Here is a 26,016-nt window from a genome sequence, read left to right on the forward strand (position 1 = left end):
CCCGCTAGTCGGCCACCAGTCGGCGCACGATGGGGTGGCCGGCGTCGCGCCAGGCGGCGAAGCCGCCCTCGACGTCGTTGACGTTGCGCAGCCCGAGTTGGCTGCGCAGCTGGTAGGCGGCGAGGCTGGAGGTGTAGCCCTCGTTGCAGAGCAGGATGACCTCCTGCTCGACGTCGTCCGGCCGGAGTTCCTTGAGGCGGTGCGGACTGGTCACGTCCATGCGCCACTCCAACACGTGCCGGGACACCGCGACGGCCCCGGGGATCTCCCCGAACCGCCAGCGGTACTCGGTCGGTCGCAGGTCGACCAGCACCGCGCCGGCCCGCATCGCCTCGGCGGCCTCGGTCGGGCTGTACCGCGTGATGTGCTCGCGGGCCGTCTGCACCAGCCCGCTGACCAGGTCGTCGCTCATACGGCGGCCTCGCGCAGGCGGGCCGCGGTGGCCTCCAGCGCGGTGGTGTCCGGCTCCGGTGTGTCGCAGGGCACCTGACGCAGGTGGTGAATGCCCGACGGCAGCCAGCAGTAGAAGTTCATCGACGTCAGCGGCTCGGAGTAGGCGTGAATGGAGATGGCGGGCTCCATGCCGACGTTGACCAGGTTGTGCAGGTAGGTCGGCCCGAACGCGACGGAGTCGCCGGACCGGTGGCGGCGGGTGCGCAAGCCTTCCTGCGTGGTGTCGCCGAAATCTTCGATCAGCTGGCCGCTGGCCACGGCGAAGGCGCCGACGCTGCCCCCGTGGTCGTGCAGCAGGGTGTCCTGACCGAGATCCCAGCAGATGAGCCAGACCTCGACGCTGTCGTCGCGGTACAGGCGGGAGAAGTACCGCTCCGTGAGATCGAAGCGGACGTGCGCCGACCACTCGTCGCGGCGCGCGACGTAGTCGTCGACGAGGTCCCGCAACTGGGCGGGACGGGTCTGAACTGCCACGAGACAAGCCCTTCGCTCGGCATCCCACGGTGTCGCCGCGCGCCTTTCCGGGGTATCCGGACCTTCGCGCCACGCCAGCGTGGGAGGTATCTCGCCCGGGCCACACCGCCTCGGAACAGCTGTTCCGCTGCGGCACGGCTCGGAAGCCACTATGTTGTTGTGGTCTTTGCGCAGGGTAACCCGCCACACCCGCGAGAGGAAAGCCGCCGGTGCGCATCACCAGGGCTCAACGTAACTCGGTCGCCGAGAAGGTCACGAGCCTCGAGCGGTCCTTCTACGGTCGAGGCCCCCGCAACGTCAAGGTGTCGGTCTCCGACGACGACCCGATCAGCCTGGTCGTGCTGTCCATCGACAGCCTCACCGTCGCCGACGCCGTGCTGCACGAGCGCGGTCACTCCGACGCCGTGCTGCGCCACCACGAGGCCCTGCACGAGGCGACCAGGCAGGACTTCCTGGACGCCATCGAGGAGATCGTCGGCAGCCCCGTGTCGGCCTACCTGGCCCAGGTGCACCCGACCACCGGCTACGCCGTGCGGGTGTTCGTCTTCTCCGACCTCGGCGACTTCGACGCTGATCCGCCGTCACAGGTGTGAGACGTCGTTGTAGCCCCGGATGATCCACTGGTCGCCGGCCACCACCAGCACCGACACCGAGGCGTTGTCCGAACCGATGAACGTGAACGGCTCGGCCCCGCTGGCCATGGCCAGGACCTGCCCGATCACGCCGCCGTGCACGACGACCGCCACCCGCTGGTCGGGGTGCGCGCCGGCGATGCGGCGGATGCCGGCCCCGACCCGTGCGGCCAGCTGCTCGGTGGATTCCGCGCCGGGGATCGCGTCCCAGCGCTGCCGCGCGTTCATTTCCGTCACCAGCGGATGGCCCTCGGCGACGTGCTTGCGCAGCAGGCCGCCCTCCCACTCGCCGAGATGCACTTCCCGAAGGTCGGGCTCGATCTTCGGGACGATGCCCAGCCGCTCGGCCAGCGGCGCCGCGGTCTGGTGGGTGCGGCGCAGCGTCGTGACGTAGATCGCGTCGAAGTGCTGGTCCTGGAACCGGTCGGCGAGCTTGACGGCCTGCTCGCGGCCCTGCGGCGCCAGCTCCGGATCGCCGTGCCCGTCCCGGTAGGGATAGGGCCGGTCGAACCGGGCCGGCGCCGACTCGCCGTGGCGGATCAGCACCAGCTCGGTGGAGCCGGGCGGCCGCTGGAACCGGAACTGTCGGTACTCGGTGGTCACCCGGCCGAGCCTAGATCGGGAACTGCTCGATCATCTTGCCGCCGCTGTCCTTGACCATGACGTTCGAGCCGCCGACCGGTTCGCCCAGCCCGGTCACGATGAACGAGCCGTGGTCGACGGTGGCGGTGCGGGCGTCCTTCCCGGGCGGCTGCAGGGAGACGGTGGCGGCGTCGGCGTCCTGGGCGATGCCGACGATCACCGGTCCGATCTCGGACGGCCCGAACTTGTCGACCGTCACCCACGTGATCGCGTGCGTGGTTGGCGGCAAGGGGAGGAACCGGGCTGATTCGCCGGGCACGGAGGAGCACCAGACCAGGGAGTTGCCGACCTTGCCCAGCTGGGCCCAGTGCTGGTCGTCGACCACCACGGACGCGCCCGCCACGAAGTAGTCGGCGTCGGCGACCGGCGGATTCGCCGCGCTCAGGCAGCCGGCCAGCCGCTGGCCGGCGGCCGAGGTCCGCTCCGCGTGCTGGTCGATGGTCTGGCGGCTCGACGTCAACGGCTGCGGCAGGTCGGCCTTGGGCACGGTGTAGTCCGGCGTGGAGAAGCCGCGCAGCGTGACGTGGTCGGTCGGTCGGTAGCCGTTGGGCAGGATGAACACGCCGTTGCCGATCGCCGACGGCGATCCGATGGGGGGCTGGTCGGGGGTGATCACCAGGTTGTCCACGTCCGCGGCGGTCACGCCGGCGTAGGTGCCCTCGACCGCGGTGAACAGGAGACGCGCCGGCACGTTGCCGGTCGGCGGGGCCGGATACGGCTTCGACTTCACCGTCACCTGGACCGGGGTGAGCTGGCAGAAGACGATGTCGGTGCCGACCCGGTAGAGCAGCGCGACCACGTTGTTGGTCTCGACCCGCAGCAGCGGCGCCCAGGTGTCCGGCTTGTGGTCGGCCTGCCAGCAGCGCTCCATCTCCGCGCCGGTGCCCCAGTCGCGCTGGGCGTTGTACAGGCCGAAACCGGTCTCGCGGCCGCCGCCGCTGGTGGAGGTGGTCGACGCGGCCGCGTGCGTGGTCGGCGAGGCGTTGGTGACCTTGTGGTCCTTGTTGCCGAGGATGGCGCTGGTCACGACCGTGGCGCCGGCCATCAGGATCACGACCGAGGCGGCGATGACCACCGGCACCAGGCCGGAGCGGCGGCGTGCGCGGGGCTCCCGCCCGATCTCGGTCATGATCCGGCGCAGCGCCTGCTGGCGGACGTGCTCGGGCAGGTCCCGCTCGGGCACGTCGAACGGGTCACTCATCGAAGCTCTCCTCGGTCATGCTGTCGTCGCTGGTCATGCGACGCAGCCGAGTGCGCGCCCTTGACAGGCGGGAACGGACGCTGACCTCCGTGATGCCGAGCAGCTCGGCGGCGTCGGCGGTGCTCATCCGCCCGACCATGCACAGCTGCACGGCCTCCCGCTCGGACGCCGGCAGCTCGTCCACCGCGGCCAGCACCTTCTTGAGGCGCTGCTGCGTGTGGTCCTGCTCGGCCAGCTCCTCGGCGTGGTCCCGGCTCTCCTCGGGCACCGCCAGCTTCGGCACCAGCCGCAGGAACCGGCTGCGCCGCCGGTGGTCGTTGCGCACGAGGTTCGCCGCCACCGTGTACAGCCACGGCAGGGCACTCTCCCGGATCAACACCACGTCGGCCCGGCGACGCCAGGCCGTCAGGAACGTCGTCGACAGCACGTCCTCGGCCGCCGACCACGAGCCGGTCAGCCGGTACGCGTAGTTCCAGACGGCCTGCGCATGCCGTTCGAACAGCGTGGTGAACGCTGCATGGTCGTCACCGGCGATCGCCTCCCACAGCTGCGCGTCGGGCGCCGACTCAGGGTCGGCCAGCATCTCCACCCCCCCTATGTGGTCGCAGCCCGGATCATGTTGCATCGAACTGGACAGAAATTCGCGACGAGCCACGAAGGGGGGCCGTTCAGAGGGTTCAGACCGCCAACACCGGAGAGCGCTCGGCCCCGCCCCTGCTTCGCACGGTTGGCGGATTTTCGTCCGCCGCCACCTGACGCGCCCACCCACCCGAGCCGATGCGGCGGGGGAAAATCCGGCAAGGGCGAGGCAGGGGTCACGAGGGGCCGAGCCGCGACGCCGAAGGCGGCGCCAAAGACTCAGTGCAGGCTGCCCCGCATCTGCAACACGCGGTCCACGGAGGCGTCGAAGGCGCTGTGGTCCAGCTTGTTGGACGTGACGGCGGCGGAGATCGCGGCGGCGGCCTGGTCGCCCTGGCTGACGTCGCGGCCGGAGCACAGGATGAGGTCCATGCCGGCGCCGGCGGCGGTGACGGCGCGCTGGCCGGTGTCGCCGAAGGCCTGCAGGGAGCCGGCCTCCAGGGCGTCGGTGATGGTGACGCCCTTGAAGCCGAGGCGGCCGCGCAGCTCCTGGTTGATGATCGTGGCGGACATGCCGGCCGGCTTCGTGTCGAGCGCGGGGTAGATGGCCCAGGACAGCATCACGGACTTCACGCCGGCGGCGATCGAGCCCGGGTAGGCGGCCTCGTCGACGGAGCGCAGCGTGTCGGCGGAGGCGGTGAGCGTGACCGGCTGCTCGTCGGTGTTCTGCTGGGTGGTGGCCGAGCCGAGGCCGGGGAAGTGCTTGACCGTGGCGGCGACGCCGGTCTGCTGCTGGGCGGTGACGAAGGCCTGGCCGAGCGTGTTCACCTTGGCCGGGTCCTGGCTGTAGGAGCGCTGGGCTGAGTCGTCGAAGTCGCCGGGGGTGCGGAAGACGTCCAGCACTGGCGCGAGGTTGAAGTTCATGCCGACGCCGGCCAGGTTCTTGCCGGCCCCGTCGCCCGCGGCGGCGGCCTGCTGCTGCGCGTCGGCGGCCTGCCCGATCTGCTTCTCCGACATGGTCGGCGCGCCGGGCAGCCGTCGGACCAGGCCGCCCTCCTGGTCGGTCATGAGCAGCAGCGGCTGGTGCACGGGGCTCTGCGCGGCGGCCTGCCGCAGCTGGCCGACCACGCCGGTGATCTGGGCGGTGGACTTGATGTTCTCGCTGAAGAAGATCACGCCGCCGACCCGGCCCTGGCGGATCCGGTCCAGCAGCGTCTGCGGCGGCGTCGCGCCCGGGTACGAGTAGATGACCCGCTGCCCGACCCGCTGGTCGATGGACAGCCCCGTGGGGGCCGGGCTGTTGGTCGCGAGCGGGGCCGGCGTGCCGACCAGCGCCAGCGGTCCGGCCATGGTCACGACGACGGCCCAGCGGACGACGTCCGAAATGGTGCTGCCCATGCGCACCAGTTAACCGCATCTGGTGAATACGAGCATCGAACGGGCACCGTCACGCCGGGAAACGGGCACAACACGGGCCGTTGACCATGGCGATAGCAGCTGAGCGCCACTCAAACGGGCGAAAATCGGGCAGCGCGGCGCCCACTGTGGCGCTGGCCACACCGTGACGACGGTGTTAAACCTGATTCCTGCCCGAACGGGCCGGTCAATGCCCGAGTCAACACAGCGCTGTGGAGGTGGGTTTCGATGCAGGCGGACGAGCGCCAGCGCCGGATCCTGGCCCGCGCGCGGGCCAACGGGCGGGTGGACGTCGGCGACGTGGCGACCGAGCTGGACGTCGCGCCGGAGACCGTCCGCCGTGACCTGAAGCTGCTCGACCAGCACGGGCTGGTGCGCCGCACCCACGGTGGTGCGGTGCCGGTGGAGACCGCGGGCTACGAGACCGGCATCGCCTACCGCGCGACCTCGCACCTGCCCGAGAAGCGGCGCATCGCCCGTGCCGCCGCGGACCGGCTGGGCGACGCGGAGACGGTGTTCATCGACGAGGGCTTCACCCCGCAGCTGGTGGCCGAGTCGCTGCCGACCGACCGCCCGCTGACGGTCGTGACGGCGTCGCTGCCGGCGGCCGCGGCGCTGTCGAGCACGCCCAGCGTCACCGTGCTGCTGCTGGGCGGGCGACTGCGCGGGCACACTTTGGCGACCGTGGACCACTGGGTGCTGCGCATGCTGGGCGAGATGGTGATCGACCTGGCTTACATAGGGGCCAACGGGATCTCCCGCGAGCACGGCCTGACCACACCCGATCCGGCGGTCGGCGCGGTCAAGGCGAAGGCCGTCGCGGTGTCCCGGCGGCGCGTTTTCGTCGGCGTGCACACCAAGTTCGGCGTGGCCAGCTTCAGCCGGTTCGCCGACATCGCGGACTTCGAGGCCATCGTCACCGACACCGGACTGTCCACGGCGGACGGTCAGCGCTACGCGGTGCTGGGGCCGAAGATCGTCCGCGTCTGATCGAGGACTCCCGGTGCGCGCCACCGGGACATGGGGGCTGTCCGTTATGCCCAGGCGTTACAGGAAAAACGAGGAGATGTCTCGGATGGCGCGAATCGGAGCACGCCGTGCCGTGGGTGCGGCGACGGGTGCGATGCTGGTGGCCGCGGCGCTGACCGCGTGCAGCGGCGCGGGTGGCGGGGGCGCCGGCGGCGCGAACTCGATCAACGTGCTGATGGTGAACAACCCTCAGATGGTCGACCTGCAGAAGCTCACGGCCGACAACTTCACCAAGCAGACCGGCATCACGGTCAACTTCACCGTGCTGCCGGAGAACGACGTCCGCGACAAGATCAGCCAGGACTTCTCCAGCCAGGCCGGCCAGTACGACGTCGCCACCATCAGCAACTACGAGATCCCCTTCTACGCCAAGAACGGCTGGCTCGCGCCGCTGGACGAGCACATCAGCAAGGACACCGCGTTCGACCAGAACGACATCCTGGAGCCGATGCGGGTGTCGCTGACCGCGGAGGACGGCAAGGTCTACGGCGAGCCGTTCTACGGCGAGTCCTCTTTCCTCATGTACCGCAAGGATGTCTTCCAGGCCAAGGGTCTGACCATGCCGGCCAACCCGACGTGGCAGCAGGTAGCCGACCTGGCCGCGCAGGCCGACGGGGCGCAGCCGGGCATGAAGGGCATCTGCCTGCGCGGCCAGCCCGGCTGGGGCGAGGTGATGGCCCCGCTCGACACCGTCGTCAACACCTTCGGCGGCACCTGGTTCACCAAGGACTGGCAGGCCCAGCTGACCAGCCCGGAGTTCAAGCAGGCCACCCAGTTCTACGTGGACCTGGTCAAGGCGCACGGTGAGTCCGGCGCCCCTCAGGCCGGCTTCTCCGAGTGCCTGAACAACCTGGAGCAGGGCAAGGTCGCCATGTGGTACGACGCGACCTCGGCCGCGGGTTCGTTGGAGGCCAAGGAATCCCCGGTCGCCGGCAAGCTCGGCTACGTGCCGGCCCCGGTCATGAAGACCAAGTCCGCCGGCTGGCTCTACACCTGGGCCTGGGGTGTGCAGAAGGCGTCCAAGAAGCAGGACAACGCCTGGAAGTTCCTCTCGTGGGCGTCCGGAAAGGACTACGAGAACCTGGTCGGCAAGCAGCTGGGCTGGTCCCGCGTGCCCGCCGGCAAGCGCGCCTCGACGTACGAGAACGCGGACTACGTGAAGACGGCCGGCGCGTTCGCCGAGCAGACCAAGAACGCGATCAGCTCTGCCGACCCGAAGAACCCGGGTGTGCAGCCGCGGCCGACGCTGGGCATCCAGTTCGTCGACATCCCGGAGTTCACCGACCTGGGCACCAAGGTGTCGCAGCAGATCAGCTCGGCCATCGCCGGATCGACCACGGTGGACGCCGCGCTCGAAGCGTCACAGCAACTGGCCGCGCAGGTCGCCACCAAGTACCAGGGCAAGTGACATGGCCACCCAGACCCTGGACCGACCGCTGGCGACCTCGGTGAACCGTGGGCCCAAGCGGGCCGCCGAGTGGGCCCGCCGGGCGCCGCTGCTGCCCGCCCTGGTGTTCACGATCATCATCACCCAGCTGCCGTTCGTCGCGACCCTGATCATCTCCTTCCTGCGCTGGAACGCGCTGGATCCGAGCAACCAGGGCTTCGCCGGTCTGGGCAACTACATCGCGGTCGCCACCGACGACGCGCTGCGCTCGTCGGTGGTGTCCACGGTGATCCTCACGGTTGCCGTGGTGGTGGTCAGCCTGCTGCTGGGGCTCGGTCTCGCTTTGTTGCTGGACCAGCGTTTCCGCGGCCGCGGATTCGTGCGAACGATGCTGATCGCACCGTTCCTGGTGGTGCCGGTGGCCGCCGCGCTGCTGTGGAAGCACGTGCTCTACAACCCCGAGTACGGCCTGCTCAACGGCGCTTTGACGTGGATCTGGGGGCTGTTCGGCGGAACGGCGCCGCCGCAGCCGGACTGGATCTCCACCATGCCCAAGATCGCCGTCGAGGCCGCCCTGGTGTGGCAGTGGACGCCATTCATGATGCTGATCCTGTTGGCGGGGCTGCAAAGCAGGCCGTTCGACGCCATTGAGGCGGCCCGGATGGACGGCGCCACGCCGTGGCAGATCTTCCGCTACCTCACGCTGCCGCACCTGCGGCAGTACCTGGAGCTGGGCGGGCTGCTCGGGTCGATCTACATCGTGCAGAACTTCGACGCGGTGTTCACCATCACCTCCGGCGGCCTGGGCACCGCGAACCTGCCGTACACCATCTACCAGACCTTCTTCCAGGCCCACGACTACGGGCAGGCGTCGGCGGCCGGCGTCATCGTGGTGATCGCCTCCATCGTCATCGCCACCTTCGCCCTGCGTGTCGTGTCCTCCCTGCTGCGCAACGAGGTGAAGTCATGACGCGCAAGGCGTGGCGGCCGTGGGGCCTGTTCGCCTGGCTGGCCGGCATCCTGTTCGCGCTGCCGGTGCTGTGGATGGTGCTGACCTCCTTCCACAGCGAGTCCGACGCCGCCACCAACCCGCCGTCCCTGCTCGCGCCGCTGACCCTGAGCGGCTACGAGGAGTTCTTCGGCGCCGGCAGCGGGGCCAGCCCGTGGCCGCCGCTGATCAACTCGGCCAGCGCCAGCATCGGGTCCACGGTCATCGTGCTGCTGCTGGCCATCCCCGCCGCCTACGCGCTGTCGATCAAGCCCGTGCGCAAGTGGTCGGACGTGCTGTTCTTCTTCCTGTCCACCAAGATGCTGCCGGTGGTGGCCGGCACCCTGCCGATCTACCTGTTCGCCCAGTTCTCCGGGCTGCTGGACAACATCTCGTTCCTGACCATTCTCTACACCTCGATGAACCTGCCGATCGCGGTGTGGCTGATGCGCTCGTTCCTGGCCGAGGTGCCGGTGGAGATGCTGGAGGCCGCGCAGCTGGACGGGGCCGGGCTGGTCACCACGCTGCGGCGGGTGGTGGCCCCGGTCGCCATGCCCGGCATCGCCGCGACCTCGTTGATCTGCTTCATCTTCAGCTGGAACGAGCTGCTGTTCGCCCGGGTGCTGACCGGCGTGGTCGCGGGCACCGCGCCGGTGTTCCTCACCAGTTTCGTCACCAGCCAGGGGCTGTTCCTGGCCAAGGTGTGCGCGGCCGCGACGGTGATCTCACTGCCGGTGCTGGCCGCGGGTTTCGCCGCCCAGGACAAGTTGGTCCAGGGCCTGTCGTTGGGAGCCGTGAAGTGAAGGCAGCCGTCATCAGCGGGGTCGGCCAGGTGGAAGTGACCACTGTGGACGATCCGGCGCCCGGACGCCGCCAGGTCGTGGTGGACGTGTCCGCCTGTGGGCTGTGCGGCACCGACCTGCACATCCTGCAGGGCGAGTTCGCGCCGACGCTGCCCGTGATCCCCGGCCACGAGTTCGCCGGCGTGGTGGCCGAGATCGGCGCCGACGTCACCGAGGTGGCCGTCGGCGACCGGGTCGCCGTCGACCCGTCCCTGTACTGCTTCGAGTGCCGGTACTGCCGGTCCGGGCGCAACAACCTGTGCGAGCGCTGGGGCGGCATCGGCGTCTCCACCGCCGGCGGGGCCGCCGAGTTCGCCGTCGCGCCCGTGGCCAACTGCGTCAAGCTGCCCGATCACGTGCGGACCGAGGACGCCGCCCTGATCGAGCCCCTGTCCTGTGCCGTGCGGGGCTACGACGTGCTGCGTTCCCAGCTGGCGACGTCCGTGCTGATCTACGGCTCCGGCACCATGGGCCTGATGATGCTGGAGCTGGGCAAGCTCACCGGCGCGGCGTCCATCGAGGTCGTCGACCTCAACAAGGAGCGCCTGGCCACCGCCCGCCAGCTCGGCTGCACCGCCGTCGCCACCAGCGCCGACGAGCTGGACCGCGGCGGCTGGGACGTCGTCATCGACGCCACCGGCAACGCCCGCGCCATCCAGGACGGCCTCGGCCGCGTCGCCAAGGGCGGCACCTTCCTCCAGTTCGGCGTGGCCGACTACGCCGCCCGTGTGGAGATCGACCCGTACAGGATCTACAACCAGGAGATCACCATCACCGGCTCCATGGCTGTGCTCCACAGCTACGAGCGCGCCGCCGACCTCTTCGCCGGCGGCGTGCTCGACCCGGAGATCTTCATCAGCGACCGCCTGCCCCTCGACGACTACGCCGCCGCCCTGGAGCAGTTCAAGGCCGGCAAGGGCCGCAAGATCCAGGTCCTGCCCTGACGGTCCCGACCGGAGCGCGCTTGATCCCCTCGATCGAGCGCGCTCCGGTCACCCTTGGTGAGACTGCCGCCACCTGTTCGTGCTTGCGGTCTCGATCGCTACCGTCGCGGCATGCCGTCTCCCAGGCCGCCGGATCCGGTGCCGGAAGCAATTCGCGCCTGCCTGAGTCAGCAGATGCGCTACGAGTTCGATCGCGAGTGGGATCACGTTATGGAGGAGGCCAGGCTTAACCACAGCCTGGTCGGCGTGCACGACCTGCTCGCGAAGTGGCGGCTGTTCGCCTATGCCGAACTGAAGGATCCCGGTAGTTACTACCGCATCCTGGCCAAGGCCGAAGTCGTCCTCCGAACCGGGGAGGCGCCGGCAGGCAGCATCTCAGGCGAGGAGATGAAGGCGATCATCCAGCAACGGCTCGCCGACGCGCCCCCGCGAGTCACGCCCTCAGACACACCGAATGTCGGCCTGGAGCAGAACTGAGCTTCGAGGCTCGGTTCTGCCCGAAACCGACATTCGGTGTGCCGCAGAGCGTGACTCGCGGGGGTGGTCAGGTGGTGGCTGGTTCGGGTGACGGCTTTGCGGTGGGGCGGCGGCTGGTGCGCATGGTGAGGGCGGCCAGGGCGCCGAGGAGGAGGAAGGCGGCGGGGAGCCAGAGGGTCTGGGCGGCGGCGGTGGTGAGTCCACTGTGGATGGCGTCGGTGACCTGCTGGCGCACGGAGTCGGGCACGGAGCCGAAGTCGGAGGGGGCGCCGCCCTCGACGTTGGCGGCGCTGGACAGACCCGCGCGGATCTGGGGCGGCAGGTCGGCGGTGGAGGCGGCCAGCGAGGCGGTGATGCGGGCCTGGAGCAGCACGCCGACGGCGGCGGAGCCGAGCACGCCGCCGACCTGGCGGGCGGTGTTGAAGATGCCGGACGCGGAGCCGGTGAGCTCCCGGGGCACCGAACCCATGGTCACGGCGCTCATGGGGGAGAAGATGAAGCCGATGCCCAAGCCGCACAACAACAACGCGGGGATCAGCGCGTACGGCGAGGTGGTCGGCGTGACCTGCAAGGAGATCCAGGCCAGGCCGGCGGCCAGCGCGACCAGGCCGAACACCAGCAGGAACTTGGCGTTGACCTTGTCGGACAACCGCCCGGCGAACGGGGCGACGACCCCGGACAGCAGGGACATGGGGGCGGTGAGCAGGCCGGCGTGCAGGGGAGTCATGCCGAGCACGGTCTGGAGGTAGATCACGATCGGGAAGAACATGCCGGTCATGGTGAAGCCGACGGTCACCGAGGCCAGCACGCCGCTGGAGAAGTTGCGGTTGCCGAAGATGTGCAGCGGCAGCAGGGGTTCACGTGGATTGAAGCGTTGCCAGAAGACAAAAACCACCAGCAGCACGACACCGGCGGCGATGATCTCGAAGACGGTGACGCCGCCCCACACCTTGCCCCAGTTGTACTGCTGGCCGTTCTGCAGGCCGAACACGACCAGCAGCAAGCCGAGGCCGGACAACAGGATTCCAGGCACGTCGAAGGCGTGCGCGGTGCCGGGCCGCCAGTCGGGCACCAGGATCATGCCCAGGACCACGGCGATCACGCCGATCGGCACGTTGACGTAGAAGATCCACTGCCAGCCGAAGTTGTCCACCAGCACGCCGCCGAGCAGCGGCCCGGTGACGGTGGCCAGGCCGGCGATCCCGCCCCACACGCCCATGGCGGCGCCGCGACGGGCCGGCGGGAACAGGAAGCTGATGAACGACAGTGTCTGCGGCGTCATCAGGGCGGCGCCGATGCCCTGCACGCCGCGGGCGGCGATCAGGGTGCCGACGTCACCGGCCAGCCCGCACCACAGCGAGGCCAGCGTGAACAGCACCAGGCCGGCCATGAAGACCCGCTTGGGACCGAACCGGTCGCCGAGCCGGCTGGTGAACAGCATCGGCACGGCGTAGGTGAGCAGGTAGATGCTCGTCACCCAGACCACGGCGTTCAGGCTGGCGTTCAGCCCGCGCAGCATGGCCGGGATGGCGATGGACACGATGGTCGCGTCCAGCAGGATCATGAAGAAGCCGATGCAGAGCGCGGCCAGCGCGCCCCACGGGTTGACCGGTCTGTCGCTCACTGCGGCACCTCGCTGGCGCTCGGTGTCCGCGTTCGCGGACGCTCTGTATTGAATGGCTCGCTCGCAGGCTCGCTCACGCCTCGTCCTCGCTCTCGGCGGGCACCCATTCGACCCGGCCGGTGGTGATGTCCTCGATCAGTTGCTTGGTCCAGGCCAGCTCGAACTCCCGCCGGGCGGCCATGAACCGCACGTCCAGCCAGTACACGAGCGGCAGCGGCTTGGCTTCGAGGCTGTCCATGATGACCCGGTCCGCGGCCGCCTCGGCCTGCAGTTTCAGCGCACGGGTGCGCAGCTCGGCCAGCGAGTCCTCGCGGTCGAGCTCGTTGAGCGCGGACAGCCCGCTGGCGTACTCGGGGTACTCCGGCGCGACCGCGCCGAGCATCGCCTTGGCCCGCGCCACGAACGCGTCCCTGCCGGCCTCGGTCACCCCGTAGACGGTCCGCTCCGGCCGACGGCCCTCCCGCTGCGTGTCCACGACCTCGATGTGGCCGTGCGACTCCAGCCGCTCCACCGCGTGGTACAGCGACCCGGGTTTCACGTTGGCCTTGGCCTCGATGTGCCGGGCCCGCATCACCTGGGCCATCTCGTACGGATGCATCGGCTTCTCGAGCAGGAGCTCCAACACCGCCATGGCCAGCGGGGTCAGCTTCACGTCGTCCCCTCAGGTGACCTAGCTTTGATTGTTCAAGCGTTGACTATAGCTGACCGGCGGGGATGAATTCGGCCCGGTCGCACGTTGTACAACTACAGGGCTCTGTACGGCTGGTGTGGGAGGTAGCGGTGGCACGGGATCCGGAGGACCTGGTCGAGGTCGACTCGGACACACCCGACCTGGACGGATCGGTGCTCCTGGTGAACTTCGACGGCTTTGTCGACGCGGGCAGCGCCGGCAAGCTGGTGGTCGAACACCTGCTGGAGCGGTTCGAGAACCGGGTGGTGGCGACCTTCGACGTGGACCGCCTGATCGACTACCGGTCGCGGCGGCCGATCATGACGTACAGCACCGACCGCTGGGAGAGCTACCAGACTCCCACGCTGGACGTGCGCCTGCTGCACGACACCGCCGGCACGCCGTTCCTCATCCTCAACGGCCCGGAGCCGGACCACGAGTGGGAGCTGTTCATCGCCGCCGTGAAGGCGCTGATGGACCGCTGGGGCGTGCGGCTGGTGGCCAGCTTCCACGGCATCCCCATGGGCGCCCCGCACACGCGGGCGCTGGGCGTCACCGCGCATGCCACGCGGCCCGAGCTGGTCGGCGACCACCAGCAGATGCCCAACACGCTCCAGGTGCCGGCCAGCATCACCGCCCTGCTGGAGTTCCGCCTGGGCGAGGCCGACCGCGACGCCGTGGGCTACGCCGCGCACGTGCCGCACTACCTGGCCCAGACCGCCTACCCGACCGCGGCCGTCACGCTGCTGGACGCCATCGTCAAGGCCACCGGGCTGGACCTGCCCGACGACTCGCTGCGGGAGTCCGCCCGCCGCGCGGCGGTGGAGATCGACCGCCAGGTGAGCGAGTCGGCCGAGGTCGCCGACGTGGTGCACGCGCTGGAACGGCAGTACGACACCTTCGCCGAGGCCGCGGGCAAGCCGAGCCTGCTCAGCGACGTGCTGGAGCAGATGCCGACCGCTGACGAGCTGGGCGACCAGTTCGAGCAGTTCCTCGCCGAGCAGAGGCCGAACGACTGATGGCTACCTTCGTCACCTTCCAGGCCCACCCCGACGACGAATCGATCACCGTGGGCGGCACCATGCGCAAGGCCGCGGACGAGGGGCACCGGGTGGTGCTCGTCGTCGCGACCGGCGGCGAACTCGGCGAGATCCCCGAGGGCCTGCTGGCCGAGGGGGAGACCCTCGTCGAGCGGCGGGCCGCGGAAACCCAGGCGGCCGCCGACGTTCTCGGCGTGAAGCGGCTGGAGTTCCTGGGATACCACGACTCCGGGATGATGGGCTGGGAGCAGAACTCCGCCCCCGAGGCCTTCTGGAACGCCTCGGTCGAGGAGGCCGCGCGCAAGCTGGCCGCGATCCTCGTCGAGGAGAACGCCGACATCATCACCTTCGACGACGACAACGGCGGCTACGGGCACCCCGACCACATCCAGGTGCACCGTGTCGGCCGGCGGGCCGCCGAGATCGCCGGCACGCCCCGGGTCTACCAGCACACGTCCAACCGCGAGGAGTCCTACGCGCGGTGGCGGCGTTACGCCGAGGAGACCGGCGCCAAGATCCCCGACTTCGACGGCCACGAGTTCGGCAAGCCGGCGGCCGAGTTGACGGCCCGGGTCGACGTCACCCGCTACGCCGAGGCCAAGCGCGCCGCGATGCGGGCCCACGTCAGCCAGATCTCCGAGGAATCGCCGTTCCTGGCCATGTCCGAGGAGCACTTCGCCGAGACCTTCGGCACCGAGTGGTTCATCCGCGAGGGCCAGGGCCCGGGCATCACCGAGACGGATCTGCTGGCCGGCCTGGACTGACGCCGGAGACAGGGAGGGCCGGTGACGGTTGTGTCCGCCACCGGCCCGGTACGGGAGTCCGGTCCGAGCCGGCCGGGTTCGGCGTTTCCCACGGTGGGCGCCATCGGCTTCGTCGCACGGATGCGGTCAGCCGGGGCGGCCCAGCGGTCACGAGACCGCGGGGAGTCGAACACACGGCCGGCTCGACGTTGTGCCGGCGCTCCCGTCCTGGCTGGACGCAATCAGCCAAGTTCAGGGTGTTGAGCTTGTCGCGGCGCCACGGCGAACGCGTGCGCCGCGCAGAATCGACGACGGGCTGTCGGCGTTGTCCCGGTGCGCCGCCGCCATCATCGCGTCGTGCCCGGCGGTGTCGCCGGCGTCCGGCGGCACGACCAGCAGGCTGATGCGCTGCCCGTTCAACCCGGTCACCGCGACGGTGTCGCGGTCCTGGGAACGGAATCCCTCCATGCGGACGTGCCGTCCGTCGACATCGACCCGGCTCGGCGCCGTCTCCCACGTGTCCATCGCGTAGGAGATCCGCTGGATCGGCCCCAGCCGGACCGACAGCACCGCGGCCAGTTCGGGGAGTTCGGCGCTCAGGTCACGGCTGTGCGGCCACCAGCCGCCGTCGACGTAGCCGGTCACCGGTCCCTTGGGTTTGAGCCGCAATCGCAGCGATGGCGCGGGATTCGAGCGGGAGTGCGGGCCCGACGTCATGTCGGTCCTCCTGACTCGGCCGGCCGGCGACCGATGCTGGCGGCCGCGAGAACGGCGCCATCCTCAAGCTACCCCGCCTGTCCACCCCGAGGCCGCGGCGCGGTCGTCGCCACGTCGTCATCGGCCGGCGCGAGAAACTGCACCGGGGCGCAGGGGTGCGCGTCGGTCGGCATGAGCGGCGCGCCCGGGGTGGGGTGGCTGAAGTGGAGGGCGGACACCTCGGGGTGCCGGTCCGTCACGTCGGTGGTCTGAATGGTGATCAGTGTCCTTTCGCTTGGCGCAGTGGCGCGCCGATGGCGTGGAGATGACTCAGCACCTGGCGGTAGGAGCCCAGCGCGCTGGTCTGGCTGTACGGAATGCCGTTGTGGGCGCAGAACTGCTGCACGAGCGGTTGGGCCCGGCGCAGGTTGAACCTCGGCATGTTGGGGAACAGGTGGTGCTCGATCTGGTAGTTCAGCCCGCCCAGCAGGAAGTCGACGACCCAACCGCCGCGCACGTTGCGGGAGGTCAGCACCTGCTTGCGCAGGAAGTCCAGCCGCTGCCCGGCCGACACGGTCGGCATGCCCTTGTGGTTGGGGGCGAACGAGCATCCCATGTAGACACCCCACAGTCCCTGGTGCACCGCGATGAACACCAGCGCCTGCACCGGGGACAGCACCCAGAACACCGCCGCCAGGTAGCCGACGACGTGCGCCGCCAGCAGCGCCCCCTCCAGCCGCACCGCCTTGACCTCGCGCCGCAGCACGGCCTTGACGCCGGAGACGTGCAGGGCCACCCCCTCCGCCAGCAACAGCGGGAAGAACAGCGCGGCCTGATACCGGGTCAGCCAGCGCAGCACGCCCCGTTTGGCGGCGGCCTGGTCGCTGGTGAAGGCCAGCACCGAGATCTGGATGTCCGGGTCTTCGTCCTCGTGGTTGGGATTGGCGTGGTGGCGGTTGTGCTTGCCGATCCACCAGCCGTAGCTCATGCCGACCAGGCCGGCATGCACGTGGCCGACGATGTCGTTGCCCCGCCTGCTGGCGAAGATCTGCTTGTGGCCGGCGTCGTGGCCGATGAACGCGAGCTGGGTGTGCACCAGCGCGAGGAACACCGCCGTGGCGACCTGCCACCACGAGGACCCTAGCACGAAGAACGCCGTCCACCCGCCGACCAGCAGGATCGCGTTGACCGCGAACTTGGCGGCGTAGCTGCGGCGCCTGCGGTCGAGCAGGCCGTGCTGCTTGATCACGCGGGTCAGGTCGGCGAATTCGGTGCCGCGTCGCGTGGCAGCCGGTCCGGGGTCGGTCGACGTCATGGATGTCCGATGCTCGTGCTGGCCGGCCGGTGACGCCTCGCCCCGCGACCGTCGGCGTGACCGGCACGCGCGACGAACGGGTGTGGTCACCGTCCACCCGACAACGCTGAGCGGCGCCAGGAGGTTCCGGCGGTGGTCAGCGGGTGGGGCAGACGCATCCGCGCTCGAACTTGCCGGCGGCCGTCGCGGCGCAGAACCGGACGCCGATCTCGTCGTGCGCGTCGGCCGGATGGGGGCACACCGCGCAGCTGCCCTCGACGGTCTCGGCCGCCGCTTCCGCGGGGATCAGCCGCCACCGCGCCTCGTCCGGCCGCGTCAACTGTCTGAAGTGGATGGTCATGGTCGGACCCGACGACATGTCGGTCTCCTCGCCCTCGGCCGCGCCGCGACCGACCTGGGGGTGCGCCGGGGACGGCGTCGGCCTGACTGCCGACACGCGAAATGCTCCCGGTAGAGCTGACACTACACCTCGCGGGTGTCGTGGAGCCCGGCGTTGAGGGCGGCGATGGCCTCGGCCGTGCCGGTGCCGGCCCTGGGCACGAAGGTGAACAGGTGCTGGCCGCCCCCGCCCATCACGGCCAGTTGGCCGACGTGGAAGTTCAGCTCGCCGGCCGTCGGGTGGAACAGCCGCTTGGTCGACCGCGCCGTCGCCTCCACCCGGTGGTCCGTCCACACGCGACAGAACAGCGGGCTCTCGGCCGACAGCTCCGCCACCATGCGCCGGGACCGCGGGTCGGCGGGGTGACGGCCGAGCTGCAGGCGCAGCATGCCGATCATCTCCTCGATGATGCCGGGCCAGTCGTCGTGCAGGGCGCGGGCGTCCTGGTCGAACAGCAGCCAGCGCACCACGTTCCGCTCCCGGGCGGGCATGGCGTGGAAGTCGGCGAACACCAGGCGGGCGATGCGGTTGGCCGCGAGCACCTCGGTGTGCGGACCGATCAGGATCGACGGCACGGCGCCGAGTTCGTCCAACAGGCCGCGGACGGCGGGGCTGATCCCGCAGGCTCCCCCCGACGCCGCGGGGGATCGTGGGCTGCTGAGCTGCCGCAGGTAGGACCGCTCGGCGGCGTCCAGGTCGAAAACCCGGGCCAGCGCTTCGGGAACCTCGTTGGACGCCCGCACCTGACGGCCCTGTTCCAGGCGGGCGTAGTAGTCGGCGTTGAGGCCGGCGAGCGCGGCGACCTCCTCGCGGCGCAGGCCCGGAACCCGACGCCGGGCCGTCGGCGGCAGGCCGACCCGGGCGACGTCGACGCGGGCCCGCCTCGTCCTCAGGAAATCGCCGAGTTCGGAGCCGCCATGCGACACCGGTCCTTCCGCTCCCTGTATGGAGGTTACGGCAGGTCTGCGTGTCCGCAACCGGAGCCGGACCGCCGATCCCGGCACCGCTGCCCCTTCGGTCGGCGGCGCTCATCCTAGGAATCACCGGGCCTGGCTGAGCCGTTTCCCACCGGTTCGGACATGGTTGATTTCGAGCCATGAAGTACGACTTTGTGGTCGTGGGCGGCGGCACCGCGGGCTCGGTGCTCGCGGCCCGGCTGAGTGAGGACCCGTCCACCACCGTCCTGCTGCTGGAGGCCGGCTCGGCCACGGCTCCGCTCGCCGTCTCCGTGCCGCCGGCCTGGCCCACGCTGCTGGACAGCCTCGCGACCTGGGGTTTTCGGACCGTTCCGCAGCCGGCTCTGCTCGGCGCCGAACTGCCGTACCCGAGGGCCCGGCTGCTCGGCGGGTGCAGCTGCATCAACGCCATGGCGCACAGCCGGGCCCACCGGTCCAGTTATGACGCCTGGGGCGTGCCCGGTTGGGGCTACCACGATCTGCTGCCGTACTTCAAGCGCAGCGAGACCGCCCACGCCGATCGTGACCCCGCCTACCGCGGCAGTAGCGGGCCCATGCGGGTCGGGCCGCCGCCGCAGCGCAGCGTGTTCGCCGAGGCAACATGGAAGCCGCGCTGGAACGGGGGTTTCCGGTTAACCCTGACCACAACGGCGTCGAGCAGGAGGGCGTCGCCTGGCAGGAGATGACCATTGTGGACGGTGCTCGGCAGACCGCCGCCGACGCCTATCTGCGGCCCGTGCGCTGGCGGGCCCAACCTCAGGGTGATCACCGACGCCCTGGTGACGAAGCTCGCGGTGCGGGGCGGTCACTGCGACGGCGTCGAATACCGCTACGAAGGCGAGGTCGTCGCCGCCTAGGCCGAGAAGTCGGTGGTGCTGGCCGCCGGCGCCATCGGCTCGCCGCACCTGCTGATGCTGTCAGGTATCGGCGATCCGGCCGCGCAGGGCGCGGTCGGCATCAACACCCGGGTGAAACTGCCGGCCGTCGGCCAGAACCTCCAGGACCATCCCTTGAGCGGCGTCGTTTTCGAGTCCGGCAAACCACTTCCCGAGGGCCCGAACAACCACGGCGACGTGATCGCCGCGTTGCGCTCCACGCCCGACCTCGCCGCGCCCGACGTGCTGCTGATGTTCCTCGACATTCCTTTCGTGCGGCCACCTCTGATCGGCCCGGCCGACGGCTACACCATCGTCTTCTCCTATCTCCGCCTGTACAGCCGGGGCAGCGTTTCCCTCGTGTCGGCCGAACGGGCGGTGGCCCCGTCGGTGGATCCCGGGCTGCTGGACGATCCCCGTGACGTCGACGGCATGCTCGCCGCGCTGCGCATCGCCCGCGAGGCCGAGGCGTTGCCGGGACGTCCTATCGGGACACCGAGTTCCTCAGGCTCAGCACCGAAACCTTCTTCCACGCCGTCGGCACCTGCGCCATCGGGTCCGTTGTGGACGGTGAGCTGCGGGTGCGGGGCGTCGATGGTCTCCGCATCGCCGACGCCTCCGTGATGCCGACGGTCATCAGCGCCCCGACCAACGCCACCGTGCTGGCCATCGCGGAGCGGGCGTCGGATCTGTTGCTGGGCCGCATTACTGGCCGCTGACCAGCTCCACCTCGAAGCCGTCCTCGTCGGCCAGGTAGCCGGCGTGGTGCTGAGGGCCGCCGGCGTACGGGTGCCGATCCGCGAACAGCAGGGTCCATCCGTGCGCCGGGGCGGCTTCGACCAGCGCGTCGAGCCGGTCGCCGACGTGGAAGGCGAGGTGGTTGAGGCCGGGCCGTCGGCGGTCGTGCTCGGCGGCGGTCAGCGCGGGGGACTGCTCGACCACGAGGTAGGTCTCGCCGAGGCGCCAGCTGCGGCCGTGCGGCCAGTCCTGGAACTGCTCGTAGCCCAGTTCACCGAGTAGCCAGCCCCAGCTCCGGATGGCCCGGGGCAGGTCGGGAACCCAGAGTTCGACGTGGTGCAGGCGGCCGATCACGCGCGGCGGAGCACGACGAGGGGGATCTCACGCGGGCCGGCCTTGTCCTGGAAATCGAGCAGGAACGGCTTCAGCGCGGCGATCCTGTCCCACAGCCGGGCCCGCTCGTCACCGGTCGCGACGATCGCTTTCGCCTGGTACGTGGCGGATCCGACCTCGACCGTGACGTCAGGATTGGCGACCATGTTGTGGTACCAGGACGGGTGGGTGGCGCTGCCCCGGTTGGCGGCGACGACCACCAGGTCGTCCCCGTCGACGACGTGGCCGAGCGGCGTGGTCAGCGCCCGACCGGTCCGAGCGCCGGTGTGGGTCACCAGCACCAGATCGACGCCGTCGAGCCGGCCGCCGACCCGGCCCCCGTTGGCCCGGAACTCCTCGATCACCGTCTGGTTGAAGTCCTGCTGTTCCGACATTCCTGTTGTCTACCGCGTGACCGCCGCTTGGGCCACGTTTGTTCACCGGCGCGTCGCCCGGCGGTCGCGCGGTGTCCACTTGTCGTGACGACACTCCTGCGGTGAATCGCAATCGGATCGCCGCCACTGCCGGCGTCGTCGCCCTGAACCTGGTCGCTACGGGCATGCTGGCCACTGGCGTCGCCGACGCCAGCACCGACCCCGGCTACCGCACACATCGCGGCCAGCCCGTGACCGTGTCGGCCAGACAAACCGTGGTGTCGCACACCGCCCCCGCACACGGCTCTGTTGTCCGTGACCAGGACGGCACGCTGCGCTACACGCCGGCCGCCGGCTTCACCGGCACGGATTCCTTCTCCTACACCGAGACCGACGCGGTGCGGCTGTACGACACGCACCTGCCGCCGTTAGGCGTGGTCGGCGGCGTGCCGATCACCGCCGGTGCCTACGGCTCCTCGCTGGCCCCGGCGCCCGGCAGCTGCGACGAGTACTACGGCCTCACCGACCGTGGCCCCAACGTCGACGGCCCCAACGGCGAGAAGATCGAGCCGCTGCCGTCGTTCGACCCGGCCATCGGCAAGTTCCGCCTGGTGAACGGGAAGGCCGTGCTGGAGCGGTCGATCCCGTTGCGCGCCAAGGGCGGCACCCCGTACTCGGGGCGGGTCAACATCGCCGCCGACACCGGCGAGACCATCGTCGACCTGAATGGCAACCCGCTGTCCGCCGACCCCAACGGGTACGACTCCGAGGGCTTGGTCGCCCTGCCCGACGGCACCTTCTGGGTGTCCGACGAGTACGGCCCGTTCGTCACCCACTTCGACCGCAACGGCCGTGCGCTGCAACGGCTTTCGCCGTTCGACGGCTCGCTGCCGGCCGAGCTGGCCAACCGCGTGCCGAACAAGGGCATGGAGGGCCTGACCGTCACCCCCGACGGCCGCACCCTGGTCGGCATCATGCAGTCCGCCCTCCAGCAGCCCGACCTGACCAAGAAGCCCAGCAACGTCACCACATTGCGCATCGTCACCTATGATCTGCGCACCCGGGCCACGCACGAGTTCCTGTACCTGTTGGACGACCCGAAGACGAATTCCGGCGCGGTCAGCGAGATCACCGCCCTGTCCGACACCACGTTCCTCGTGGACGAGCGGGACGGCAAGGTGGAGCCCGGGGCGTACAAGAAGCTTTTCAAGATCGACCTCACCGGCGCCACCGACGTCGGCCCCCGTGCCGCCGGCTACGACGGCACCAAGGGCGGTCTGCTGGTCGGCCCGAACAAGGCCACCATCGATGCCTACGTCGGCACCGACGACACCAAGACCGCCACGGCCGACCTGGCCACGGTCGGGATCACGCCCGTCGCCAAGTCTCTCTCCCTCGACTTCGGCGCGCTGGTCACCAGCCTCGACCCCACCGGCGCTTTCTTCGGCCACGACAAGGTGGAGGGCGTCGCCACCCCCGACCACGGCCGCACCCTCGTCGTCAGCAACGACAGCGACTTCGGCATCGACGGCGTCGCCAACACCGCGCCGCCGTTCCAGCTCCACGCCAAGACGACCCCCGCCGGCGTGCAGGACGACGGCGAGTTCCTGGCCATCGACACCGACAAGCTGCCGGCGAAGACCACGACCGTGACGGTGACGATCACCGTTCGCTAGACGCTGTGCCGTCGCTGCTCGCCGGTTGCGGGCAGCGACGGTATCCGTAGGCTGGCGACGTGACCGAGACCGTGGCCGAGTTGCTGGCCGAGCTTGCCGCGCTGGAGGACCCCGAGGTCCGTGTGGTCAACGAGAAGCACGGCGACGACCACGGGGTGAACCTCGGCCGGCTGCGGGCGGTGGCCAAGCGGCTCAAGACCCAGCAGGAACTCTCGGTCGAGCTCTGGGCCACCGGCGACACCGCGGCCCGGCTGCTGGCGCTGTTGATCTGTCGCCCCAAGGCTTTCGGCCGTGACGACCTCGACGCGATGCTGCGCGAAGCGCGCTGGCCCAAGGTCATCGACTGGCTCGTCGGCTACGTGGTGAAAAAGAGCCCGCACGCCGAGTCGGTGCGCCAAGCCTGGTTCGAGGATCCCGATCCCGTCGTCGCCGGCGCCGGCTGGGCCCTGACCGCCGAACGCGTGGTGCGGCAGCCCGAGGGGCTCGACCTGGCCGGCCTGCTCGACATCATCGAGGCCGGCATGAAGGACGCCCCCGAGCGGCTCCAGTGGGCGATGAACACCTGCCTGGCCCAGATCGGCATCGAGCACCCCGAGCACCGGGCCCGCGCCGTCGACATCGGCGAGCGCCTAGAGGTGCTCAAGGACTATCCGACTCCGCCGAACTGCACCTCGCCGTTCGCCCCGGTGTGGATCACGGAGATGGTGCGCCGCCAGGGCTAGACCAGCCGTTCTCCAGCAGGTCGAAGATCGAGGAAAGCGCTGTGTCCTCGTCGGGGTAGCGGTGGGCCAGCTGCACGGCTTCGAGGGCGAAGCGGGCCAGGGCGGCGCAGCGGACGTCGTCGGAGGGGGCCCCGGTCTCGGCGGCGATGGCGTGGGCCAGGGCGGTCTCGTGGCGCAGCCACATGCGGCTGGCGTAGTCGCGCAGCACGGGCGTCGCCTCGACGAGGCGCTGGAAGTCGGCCATCTCCTTGGGGTGTTCGGGCTGCTCCGCGGCCCGATCCACGAGGTGGGCGCGCAGGGCCTGAGGGATGGAAAGGCCGTTCCGGTCGCGCACGGACGCCACGAGGGCGGCCTCCACGTCGCTGTCCAGATCGAAGACCAGGGCCTCCTTGCTGGGGAAGTACTTGAACAGCGTGGTCACGGAGACGTCGGCGGCATCGGCGACATGCTTGACGCCCACGTTGTCGTAGCCGTGGGCGACGAACAGGGCCATCGCGGCGTCGGCCAGCGCCTTGCGGGTCTGGGCCTTCTTGCGCTCACGGCGCCCGAGCGGTTCCTCCACGGCTCGCAGACTACCCGACAAAGGTGTAACGCTCAAAAAGTTGAGTGGTTGCACTTTCTGAGTCACTATGCTTTTCTGGGTGGGTCGGTCCGACCCGAAAGGAACCCACCCATGAGCTCTCCCCGCATTGCCGTCATCGGCGCTGGTCCCGGCGGCCTGGTGGCCGCTCGCGGCCTTCAGTTCCACGGCCAGGAGGTGACGGTGTTCGAACGTGAGGTCTCCGCGACCTCCCGCGCCCAGGGCGGCATGCTCGACCTGCACGCCCCGAGCGGACAGTCGGCGTTGCGCGCGATCGGCCTGTTCGAGCAGTTCCGGGCCCTGGCCCGCCCCGAGGCGCAGGAAATGCGCTGGCTGAAGGCGGACACGGCCGAGCTGTTCAACCACGAGCAGCCCGGCGACGACGAGTACTACGCCCCCGAGATCGACCGCGGCCAGCTCCGGCAGATGCTGCTGGACTCGCTCAAGCCCGGCACTGTCCACTGGGGACGGCCGATCTCCGGCGTGACGACGGACAACGGCAAAGCGCAGGTGCTTTTTGCCGACGGCACAACGGAAATGTTCGACCTCGTGATCGGAGCCGACGGGGCCTGGTCGCGGGTCCGTCCGGCCGTGTCGGCTGCCCTGCCCGACTACACGGGAACGTCGATGCTGGAGACGTACTTCGACGACATCGACAACCGGCATCCCGCGCTGGCCACGCTCATCGGCGCGGGCAGCATGGTCGCCACCGAAGGTCCCGTGATGCTGGGGGCGCAGCGCAACAGCGACGGCCACGTCCGTGCGTACGCGATGTTCGAGGACCTTCCCCTCGACTGGCACGTCGCCGTCGGCGTCGACCTCGACGACACCGAGGCCGTGCGGGCCTACGTGCTCGGTCGGTTGGAGGGCTGGCACGAGAGCCTGCTCGACCTCATCCGGGAGAGCGACGGCGGCTTCGTCAACCGCCCCATCCACGCCTTCGCCGACGGTCACTCCTGGGCGCACGTGCCCGGCGTCACCCTGCTCGGCGACGCCGCCCATCTCCTGCCGCCGCACGGCATCGGGGCCAATCTCGCCCTGATCGACGGCTCCGACCTGGCCGCCGCCGTCGCCGCCCACGACGACCTGGACCAGGCCGTTCGGGCCTACGAGGCCGTCATTCTGGCCCGCGGCGGGGCGGCCGCCCGGGCCGATGCCGAGCTGTCCGTCCTCATGGACAACGACGACGTCAACACCACCGACATGCGCAAGCTGTACAACGACCGCATGCTCAACCCGGCCGTCTGACCCCTCAGGTGAAACCCGTGGGTTGCACTTTTGCTCATCGAGGTGCAACCTGGAGGTAGCACACGAGGAGGAGAGAACGTGGACGACATCGAGCGCGAGATCGTCATCAACGCACCGGCCGAGCGGGTGTGGGGGCTGGTCAGCCAGGCCGGCTGGTGGATCGGCGACGGCGACCGGAGCCGGCAGACGCGCAGCCGCGAGAGCGACGACGTTGACGTGGTGGTCGACCCCCGGTACGGGACCTTCAGGATCCGCACGGAAAAGGCCGAGCCGCACAGCTACGTGTCGTACCGTTGGCTGGACGACGGGAACGAACGGGCGACGACGCTCGTGGAGTTCTGGCTGAGCGAGGCCGACGGGGCGACCACGCTGAAGGTCGTCGAGAGCGGCTTCTCCGCCGCCGAGCACCGGGAGGGCAACATCAAGGGATGGCGCATGCAGCTGGACGTGGCGAAGGCCGAATGTGAGCGTTGACGCCGTGCTCGTCGCACTGGCCGACCCGACCCGCCGTCAGCTCCTCGACGTGCTGGCCGAGCTCGGGCAGGCCAGCGCGACCACCCTCGGCGCACGGCTGCCGGTGTCCCGGCAGGCCGTGATGAAGCACCTGCTCGTCCTGGAGCAGGCCGGCCTGGTCAGCTCCCGCCGCGACGGCCGACAGGTCCTCTACCAGGTCGAATCGGCCCCGCTGGAGGGCGCCTCCCGCTACCTGGCCGGCCTGGCCTCGGTCTGGGACCGCCGCCTGGCCGTGATCAAGCGGGCGGCCGAGAGCACCGGTGGCTGACGACGACGGCCGGCGCCCGGCCCTCGCCCGATGATCCGACCCGGCTGTGCTGGTGGCGGCCGAGCTTGACCTTCGGCGGCTGGACGGCCTTCGAGCGGCGCTGCCCGGAGGCCGCCGCCATGCTGCGGAGCCAGTCGACCGCTACGCCGAGACCCACAACGGC

31 protein-coding genes and 2 pseudogenes are annotated in these 26,016 nt (G+C 70.1%); 17 read left to right on the forward strand and 16 right to left on the reverse strand.

Annotation, left to right across the window (positions count from 1 at the left end):
* Positions 1-4: 4 nt before the first annotated feature.
* On the reverse strand, positions 5-412 hold the full coding sequence (locus KUTG_RS38030; protein WP_043723847.1) for a rhodanese-like domain-containing protein: 408 nt from the start codon (positions 410-412) through the stop codon (positions 5-7).
* Positions 409-927: a cysteine dioxygenase gene (locus KUTG_RS38035; RefSeq protein WP_198047442.1), complete on the reverse strand. Its 519-nt coding sequence runs from the start codon at positions 925-927 to the stop codon at positions 409-411. Before KUTG_RS38035 ends, KUTG_RS38030 begins: the two co-directional genes overlap by 4 nt.
* 209 nt (positions 928-1,136) lie before the next feature.
* Here KUTG_RS38035 and KUTG_RS38040 point away from each other — a divergent pair, with 209 nt between their 5' ends.
* Positions 1,137-1,520, forward strand: coding sequence for a Na-translocating system protein MpsC family protein (locus KUTG_RS38040; RefSeq protein ID WP_043723849.1), 384 nt, complete (start codon positions 1,137-1,139; stop codon positions 1,518-1,520).
* Here KUTG_RS38040 and KUTG_RS38045 read toward each other — a convergent pair.
* The 4 genes from KUTG_RS38045 to KUTG_RS38060 form a co-directional block, all read right to left on the reverse strand.
* Positions 1,509-2,162, reverse strand: coding sequence for a histidine phosphatase family protein (locus KUTG_RS38045; RefSeq protein WP_043723851.1), 654 nt, complete (start codon positions 2,160-2,162; stop codon positions 1,509-1,511). The genes KUTG_RS38040 and KUTG_RS38045 overlap by 12 nt on opposite strands.
* 10 nt (positions 2,163-2,172) lie before the next feature.
* Positions 2,173-3,402 (reverse strand): hypothetical protein, encoded by a 1,230-nt coding sequence (locus KUTG_RS38050; RefSeq protein ID WP_043723854.1) that lies wholly within the window; start codon positions 3,400-3,402, stop codon positions 2,173-2,175.
* Entirely contained in the window at positions 3,395-3,985 is a 591-nt protein-coding gene (locus tag KUTG_RS38055; RefSeq protein ID WP_043732040.1) for an RNA polymerase sigma factor, read from the reverse strand. The genes KUTG_RS38050 and KUTG_RS38055 overlap by 8 nt, the downstream gene beginning before the upstream one ends.
* Positions 3,986-4,260: 275 nt before the next feature.
* Positions 4,261-5,379 carry a glycoside hydrolase family 3 N-terminal domain-containing protein gene (locus KUTG_RS38060; RefSeq protein ID WP_084580259.1) on the reverse strand — a complete coding sequence of 373 codons (1,119 nt, stop codon included), beginning with the start codon at positions 5,377-5,379 and terminating at the stop codon, positions 4,261-4,263.
* A gap of 246 nt (positions 5,380-5,625) precedes the next feature.
* On the opposite strand from KUTG_RS38060, the gene KUTG_RS38065 reads away from it, so the two are divergent.
* From KUTG_RS38065 to KUTG_RS38090, 6 genes are all read left to right on the forward strand, one after another.
* On the forward strand, positions 5,626-6,387 hold the full coding sequence (locus KUTG_RS38065) for a DeoR/GlpR family DNA-binding transcription regulator (RefSeq protein ID WP_043723855.1): 762 nt from the start codon (positions 5,626-5,628) through the stop codon (positions 6,385-6,387).
* An 85-nt stretch (positions 6,388-6,472) separates the two neighbouring features.
* Positions 6,473-7,834, forward strand: coding sequence for an ABC transporter substrate-binding protein (locus KUTG_RS38070; RefSeq protein WP_043732043.1), 1,362 nt, complete (start codon positions 6,473-6,475; stop codon positions 7,832-7,834).
* A 1-nt stretch (position 7,835) separates the two neighbouring features.
* A complete protein-coding gene (locus KUTG_RS38075; RefSeq protein WP_084580261.1) occupies positions 7,836-8,783 on the forward strand; it encodes a carbohydrate ABC transporter permease in 948 nt (315 codons plus the stop codon).
* Positions 8,780-9,604 (forward strand): carbohydrate ABC transporter permease, encoded by an 825-nt coding sequence (locus tag KUTG_RS38080; protein WP_043723858.1) that lies wholly within the window; start codon positions 8,780-8,782, stop codon positions 9,602-9,604. The genes KUTG_RS38075 and KUTG_RS38080 overlap by 4 nt, the downstream gene beginning before the upstream one ends.
* A complete protein-coding gene (locus tag KUTG_RS38085) occupies positions 9,601-10,587 on the forward strand; it encodes a zinc-dependent alcohol dehydrogenase family protein (RefSeq protein ID WP_043723860.1) in 987 nt (328 codons plus the stop codon). Before KUTG_RS38080 ends, KUTG_RS38085 begins: the two co-directional genes overlap by 4 nt.
* 111 nt (positions 10,588-10,698) lie before the next feature.
* The gene (locus KUTG_RS38090; RefSeq protein WP_052395867.1) at positions 10,699-11,064 is read left to right on the forward strand and encodes a DUF6247 family protein; all 366 of its coding nucleotides are present in this window, start codon (positions 10,699-10,701) and stop codon (positions 11,062-11,064) included.
* 67 nt (positions 11,065-11,131) lie between these two features.
* On the opposite strand, the gene KUTG_RS38095 is transcribed toward KUTG_RS38090, so the two are convergent.
* Together KUTG_RS38095 and KUTG_RS38100 are read right to left on the reverse strand one after the other, a co-directional pair.
* On the reverse strand, positions 11,132-12,742 hold the full coding sequence (locus tag KUTG_RS38095) for an MFS transporter (protein ID WP_157495058.1): 1,611 nt from the start codon (positions 12,740-12,742) through the stop codon (positions 11,132-11,134).
* Positions 12,743-12,761: 19 nt separating this feature from the next.
* Positions 12,762-13,340, reverse strand: a complete 579-nt coding sequence (locus tag KUTG_RS38100; RefSeq protein WP_232241186.1) for a PadR family transcriptional regulator — start codon at positions 13,338-13,340, stop codon at positions 12,762-12,764.
* 128 nt (positions 13,341-13,468) lie between these two features.
* Between KUTG_RS38100 and KUTG_RS38105 the strand changes: the two genes are divergently transcribed.
* Positions 13,469-14,377 carry a proteasome assembly chaperone family protein gene (locus KUTG_RS38105; protein WP_043723862.1) on the forward strand — a complete coding sequence of 303 codons (909 nt, stop codon included), beginning with the start codon at positions 13,469-13,471 and terminating at the stop codon, positions 14,375-14,377.
* Positions 14,377-15,162, forward strand: coding sequence for a PIG-L family deacetylase (locus KUTG_RS38110; protein ID WP_043723865.1), 786 nt, complete (start codon positions 14,377-14,379; stop codon positions 15,160-15,162). The genes KUTG_RS38105 and KUTG_RS38110 overlap by 1 nt, the downstream gene beginning before the upstream one ends.
* 231 nt (positions 15,163-15,393) lie before the next feature.
* On the opposite strand, the gene KUTG_RS38115 is transcribed toward KUTG_RS38110, so the two are convergent.
* The 5 genes from KUTG_RS38115 to KUTG_RS38130 all read right to left on the reverse strand — a co-directional run bounded on the left by KUTG_RS38115 (position 15,394) and on the right by KUTG_RS38130 (position 18,457).
* Positions 15,394-15,858 (reverse strand): DUF5994 family protein, encoded by a 465-nt coding sequence (locus KUTG_RS38115; RefSeq protein ID WP_043723868.1) that lies wholly within the window; start codon positions 15,856-15,858, stop codon positions 15,394-15,396.
* A gap of 68 nt (positions 15,859-15,926) precedes the next feature.
* Complete coding sequence (locus KUTG_RS59405) at positions 15,927-16,097, reverse strand: hypothetical protein (RefSeq protein ID WP_157495060.1); 171 nt, start codon at positions 16,095-16,097, stop codon at positions 15,927-15,929.
* Positions 16,098-16,117: 20 nt separating this feature from the next.
* Positions 16,118-17,152 (reverse strand): fatty acid desaturase family protein, encoded by a 1,035-nt coding sequence (locus tag KUTG_RS38120; RefSeq protein WP_043723871.1) that lies wholly within the window; start codon positions 17,150-17,152, stop codon positions 16,118-16,120.
* A 136-nt stretch (positions 17,153-17,288) separates the two neighbouring features.
* The gene (locus KUTG_RS38125; RefSeq protein ID WP_043723872.1) at positions 17,289-17,588 is read right to left on the reverse strand and encodes an RGCVC family protein; all 300 of its coding nucleotides are present in this window, start codon (positions 17,586-17,588) and stop codon (positions 17,289-17,291) included.
* A gap of 26 nt (positions 17,589-17,614) precedes the next feature.
* Positions 17,615-18,457 carry a helix-turn-helix transcriptional regulator gene (locus tag KUTG_RS38130; RefSeq protein WP_043723875.1) on the reverse strand — a complete coding sequence of 281 codons (843 nt, stop codon included), beginning with the start codon at positions 18,455-18,457 and terminating at the stop codon, positions 17,615-17,617.
* Positions 18,458-18,627: 170 nt separating this feature from the next.
* Here KUTG_RS38130 and KUTG_RS65435 point away from each other — a divergent pair, with 170 nt between their 5' ends.
* From KUTG_RS65435 to KUTG_RS66620, 3 genes and pseudogenes are all read left to right on the forward strand, one after another.
* Positions 18,628-19,173, forward strand: coding sequence for a GMC family oxidoreductase N-terminal domain-containing protein (locus KUTG_RS65435; protein WP_052395868.1), 546 nt, complete (start codon positions 18,628-18,630; stop codon positions 19,171-19,173).
* A 186-nt stretch (positions 19,174-19,359) separates the two neighbouring features.
* Positions 19,360-19,485 (forward strand): annotated as a pseudogene (locus tag KUTG_RS66615) (GMC family oxidoreductase N-terminal domain-containing protein); the annotation flags it as partial.
* A gap of 422 nt (positions 19,486-19,907) precedes the next feature.
* Positions 19,908-19,985 (forward strand): annotated as a pseudogene (locus KUTG_RS66620) (GMC oxidoreductase); the annotation flags it as partial.
* 82 nt (positions 19,986-20,067) lie between these two features.
* Here KUTG_RS66620 and KUTG_RS38140 read toward each other — a convergent pair.
* Positions 20,068-20,454 (reverse strand): VOC family protein, encoded by a 387-nt coding sequence (locus tag KUTG_RS38140; protein WP_198047445.1) that lies wholly within the window; start codon positions 20,452-20,454, stop codon positions 20,068-20,070.
* Entirely contained in the window at positions 20,451-20,867 is a 417-nt protein-coding gene (locus KUTG_RS38145) for a nitroreductase/quinone reductase family protein (protein WP_043723876.1), read from the reverse strand. The genes KUTG_RS38140 and KUTG_RS38145 overlap by 4 nt, the downstream gene beginning before the upstream one ends.
* Before the next feature lie 101 nt (positions 20,868-20,968).
* Between KUTG_RS38145 and KUTG_RS38150 the strand changes: the two genes are divergently transcribed.
* Both KUTG_RS38150 and KUTG_RS38155 read left to right on the forward strand, forming a co-directional pair.
* A complete protein-coding gene (locus KUTG_RS38150) occupies positions 20,969-22,522 on the forward strand; it encodes an esterase-like activity of phytase family protein (protein WP_043723877.1) in 1,554 nt (517 codons plus the stop codon).
* 59 nt (positions 22,523-22,581) lie between these two features.
* Positions 22,582-23,244, forward strand: coding sequence for a DNA alkylation repair protein (locus tag KUTG_RS38155; protein ID WP_043723880.1), 663 nt, complete (start codon positions 22,582-22,584; stop codon positions 23,242-23,244).
* On the opposite strand, the gene KUTG_RS38160 is transcribed toward KUTG_RS38155, so the two are convergent.
* Positions 23,216-23,806 carry a TetR/AcrR family transcriptional regulator gene (locus KUTG_RS38160; protein WP_043723882.1) on the reverse strand — a complete coding sequence of 197 codons (591 nt, stop codon included), beginning with the start codon at positions 23,804-23,806 and terminating at the stop codon, positions 23,216-23,218. The genes KUTG_RS38155 and KUTG_RS38160 overlap by 29 nt on opposite strands.
* A 111-nt stretch (positions 23,807-23,917) precedes the next feature.
* On the opposite strand from KUTG_RS38160, the gene KUTG_RS38165 reads away from it, so the two are divergent.
* The 3 genes from KUTG_RS38165 to KUTG_RS38175 all read left to right on the forward strand — a co-directional run bounded on the left by KUTG_RS38165 (position 23,918) and on the right by KUTG_RS38175 (position 25,853).
* The gene (locus KUTG_RS38165) at positions 23,918-25,072 is read left to right on the forward strand and encodes an FAD-dependent oxidoreductase (protein ID WP_043723884.1); all 1,155 of its coding nucleotides are present in this window, start codon (positions 23,918-23,920) and stop codon (positions 25,070-25,072) included.
* 78 nt (positions 25,073-25,150) lie between these two features.
* Positions 25,151-25,546 carry an SRPBCC domain-containing protein gene (locus tag KUTG_RS38170; protein WP_043723885.1) on the forward strand — a complete coding sequence of 132 codons (396 nt, stop codon included), beginning with the start codon at positions 25,151-25,153 and terminating at the stop codon, positions 25,544-25,546.
* A 4-nt stretch (positions 25,547-25,550) separates the two neighbouring features.
* Positions 25,551-25,853 (forward strand): ArsR/SmtB family transcription factor, encoded by a 303-nt coding sequence (locus KUTG_RS38175; protein WP_232241187.1) that lies wholly within the window; start codon positions 25,551-25,553, stop codon positions 25,851-25,853.
* Positions 25,854-26,016 lie beyond the last annotated feature (163 nt).

Source organism: Kutzneria sp. 744, assembly GCF_000568255.1.
GTDB lineage: Bacteria > Actinomycetota > Actinomycetes > Mycobacteriales > Pseudonocardiaceae > Kutzneria.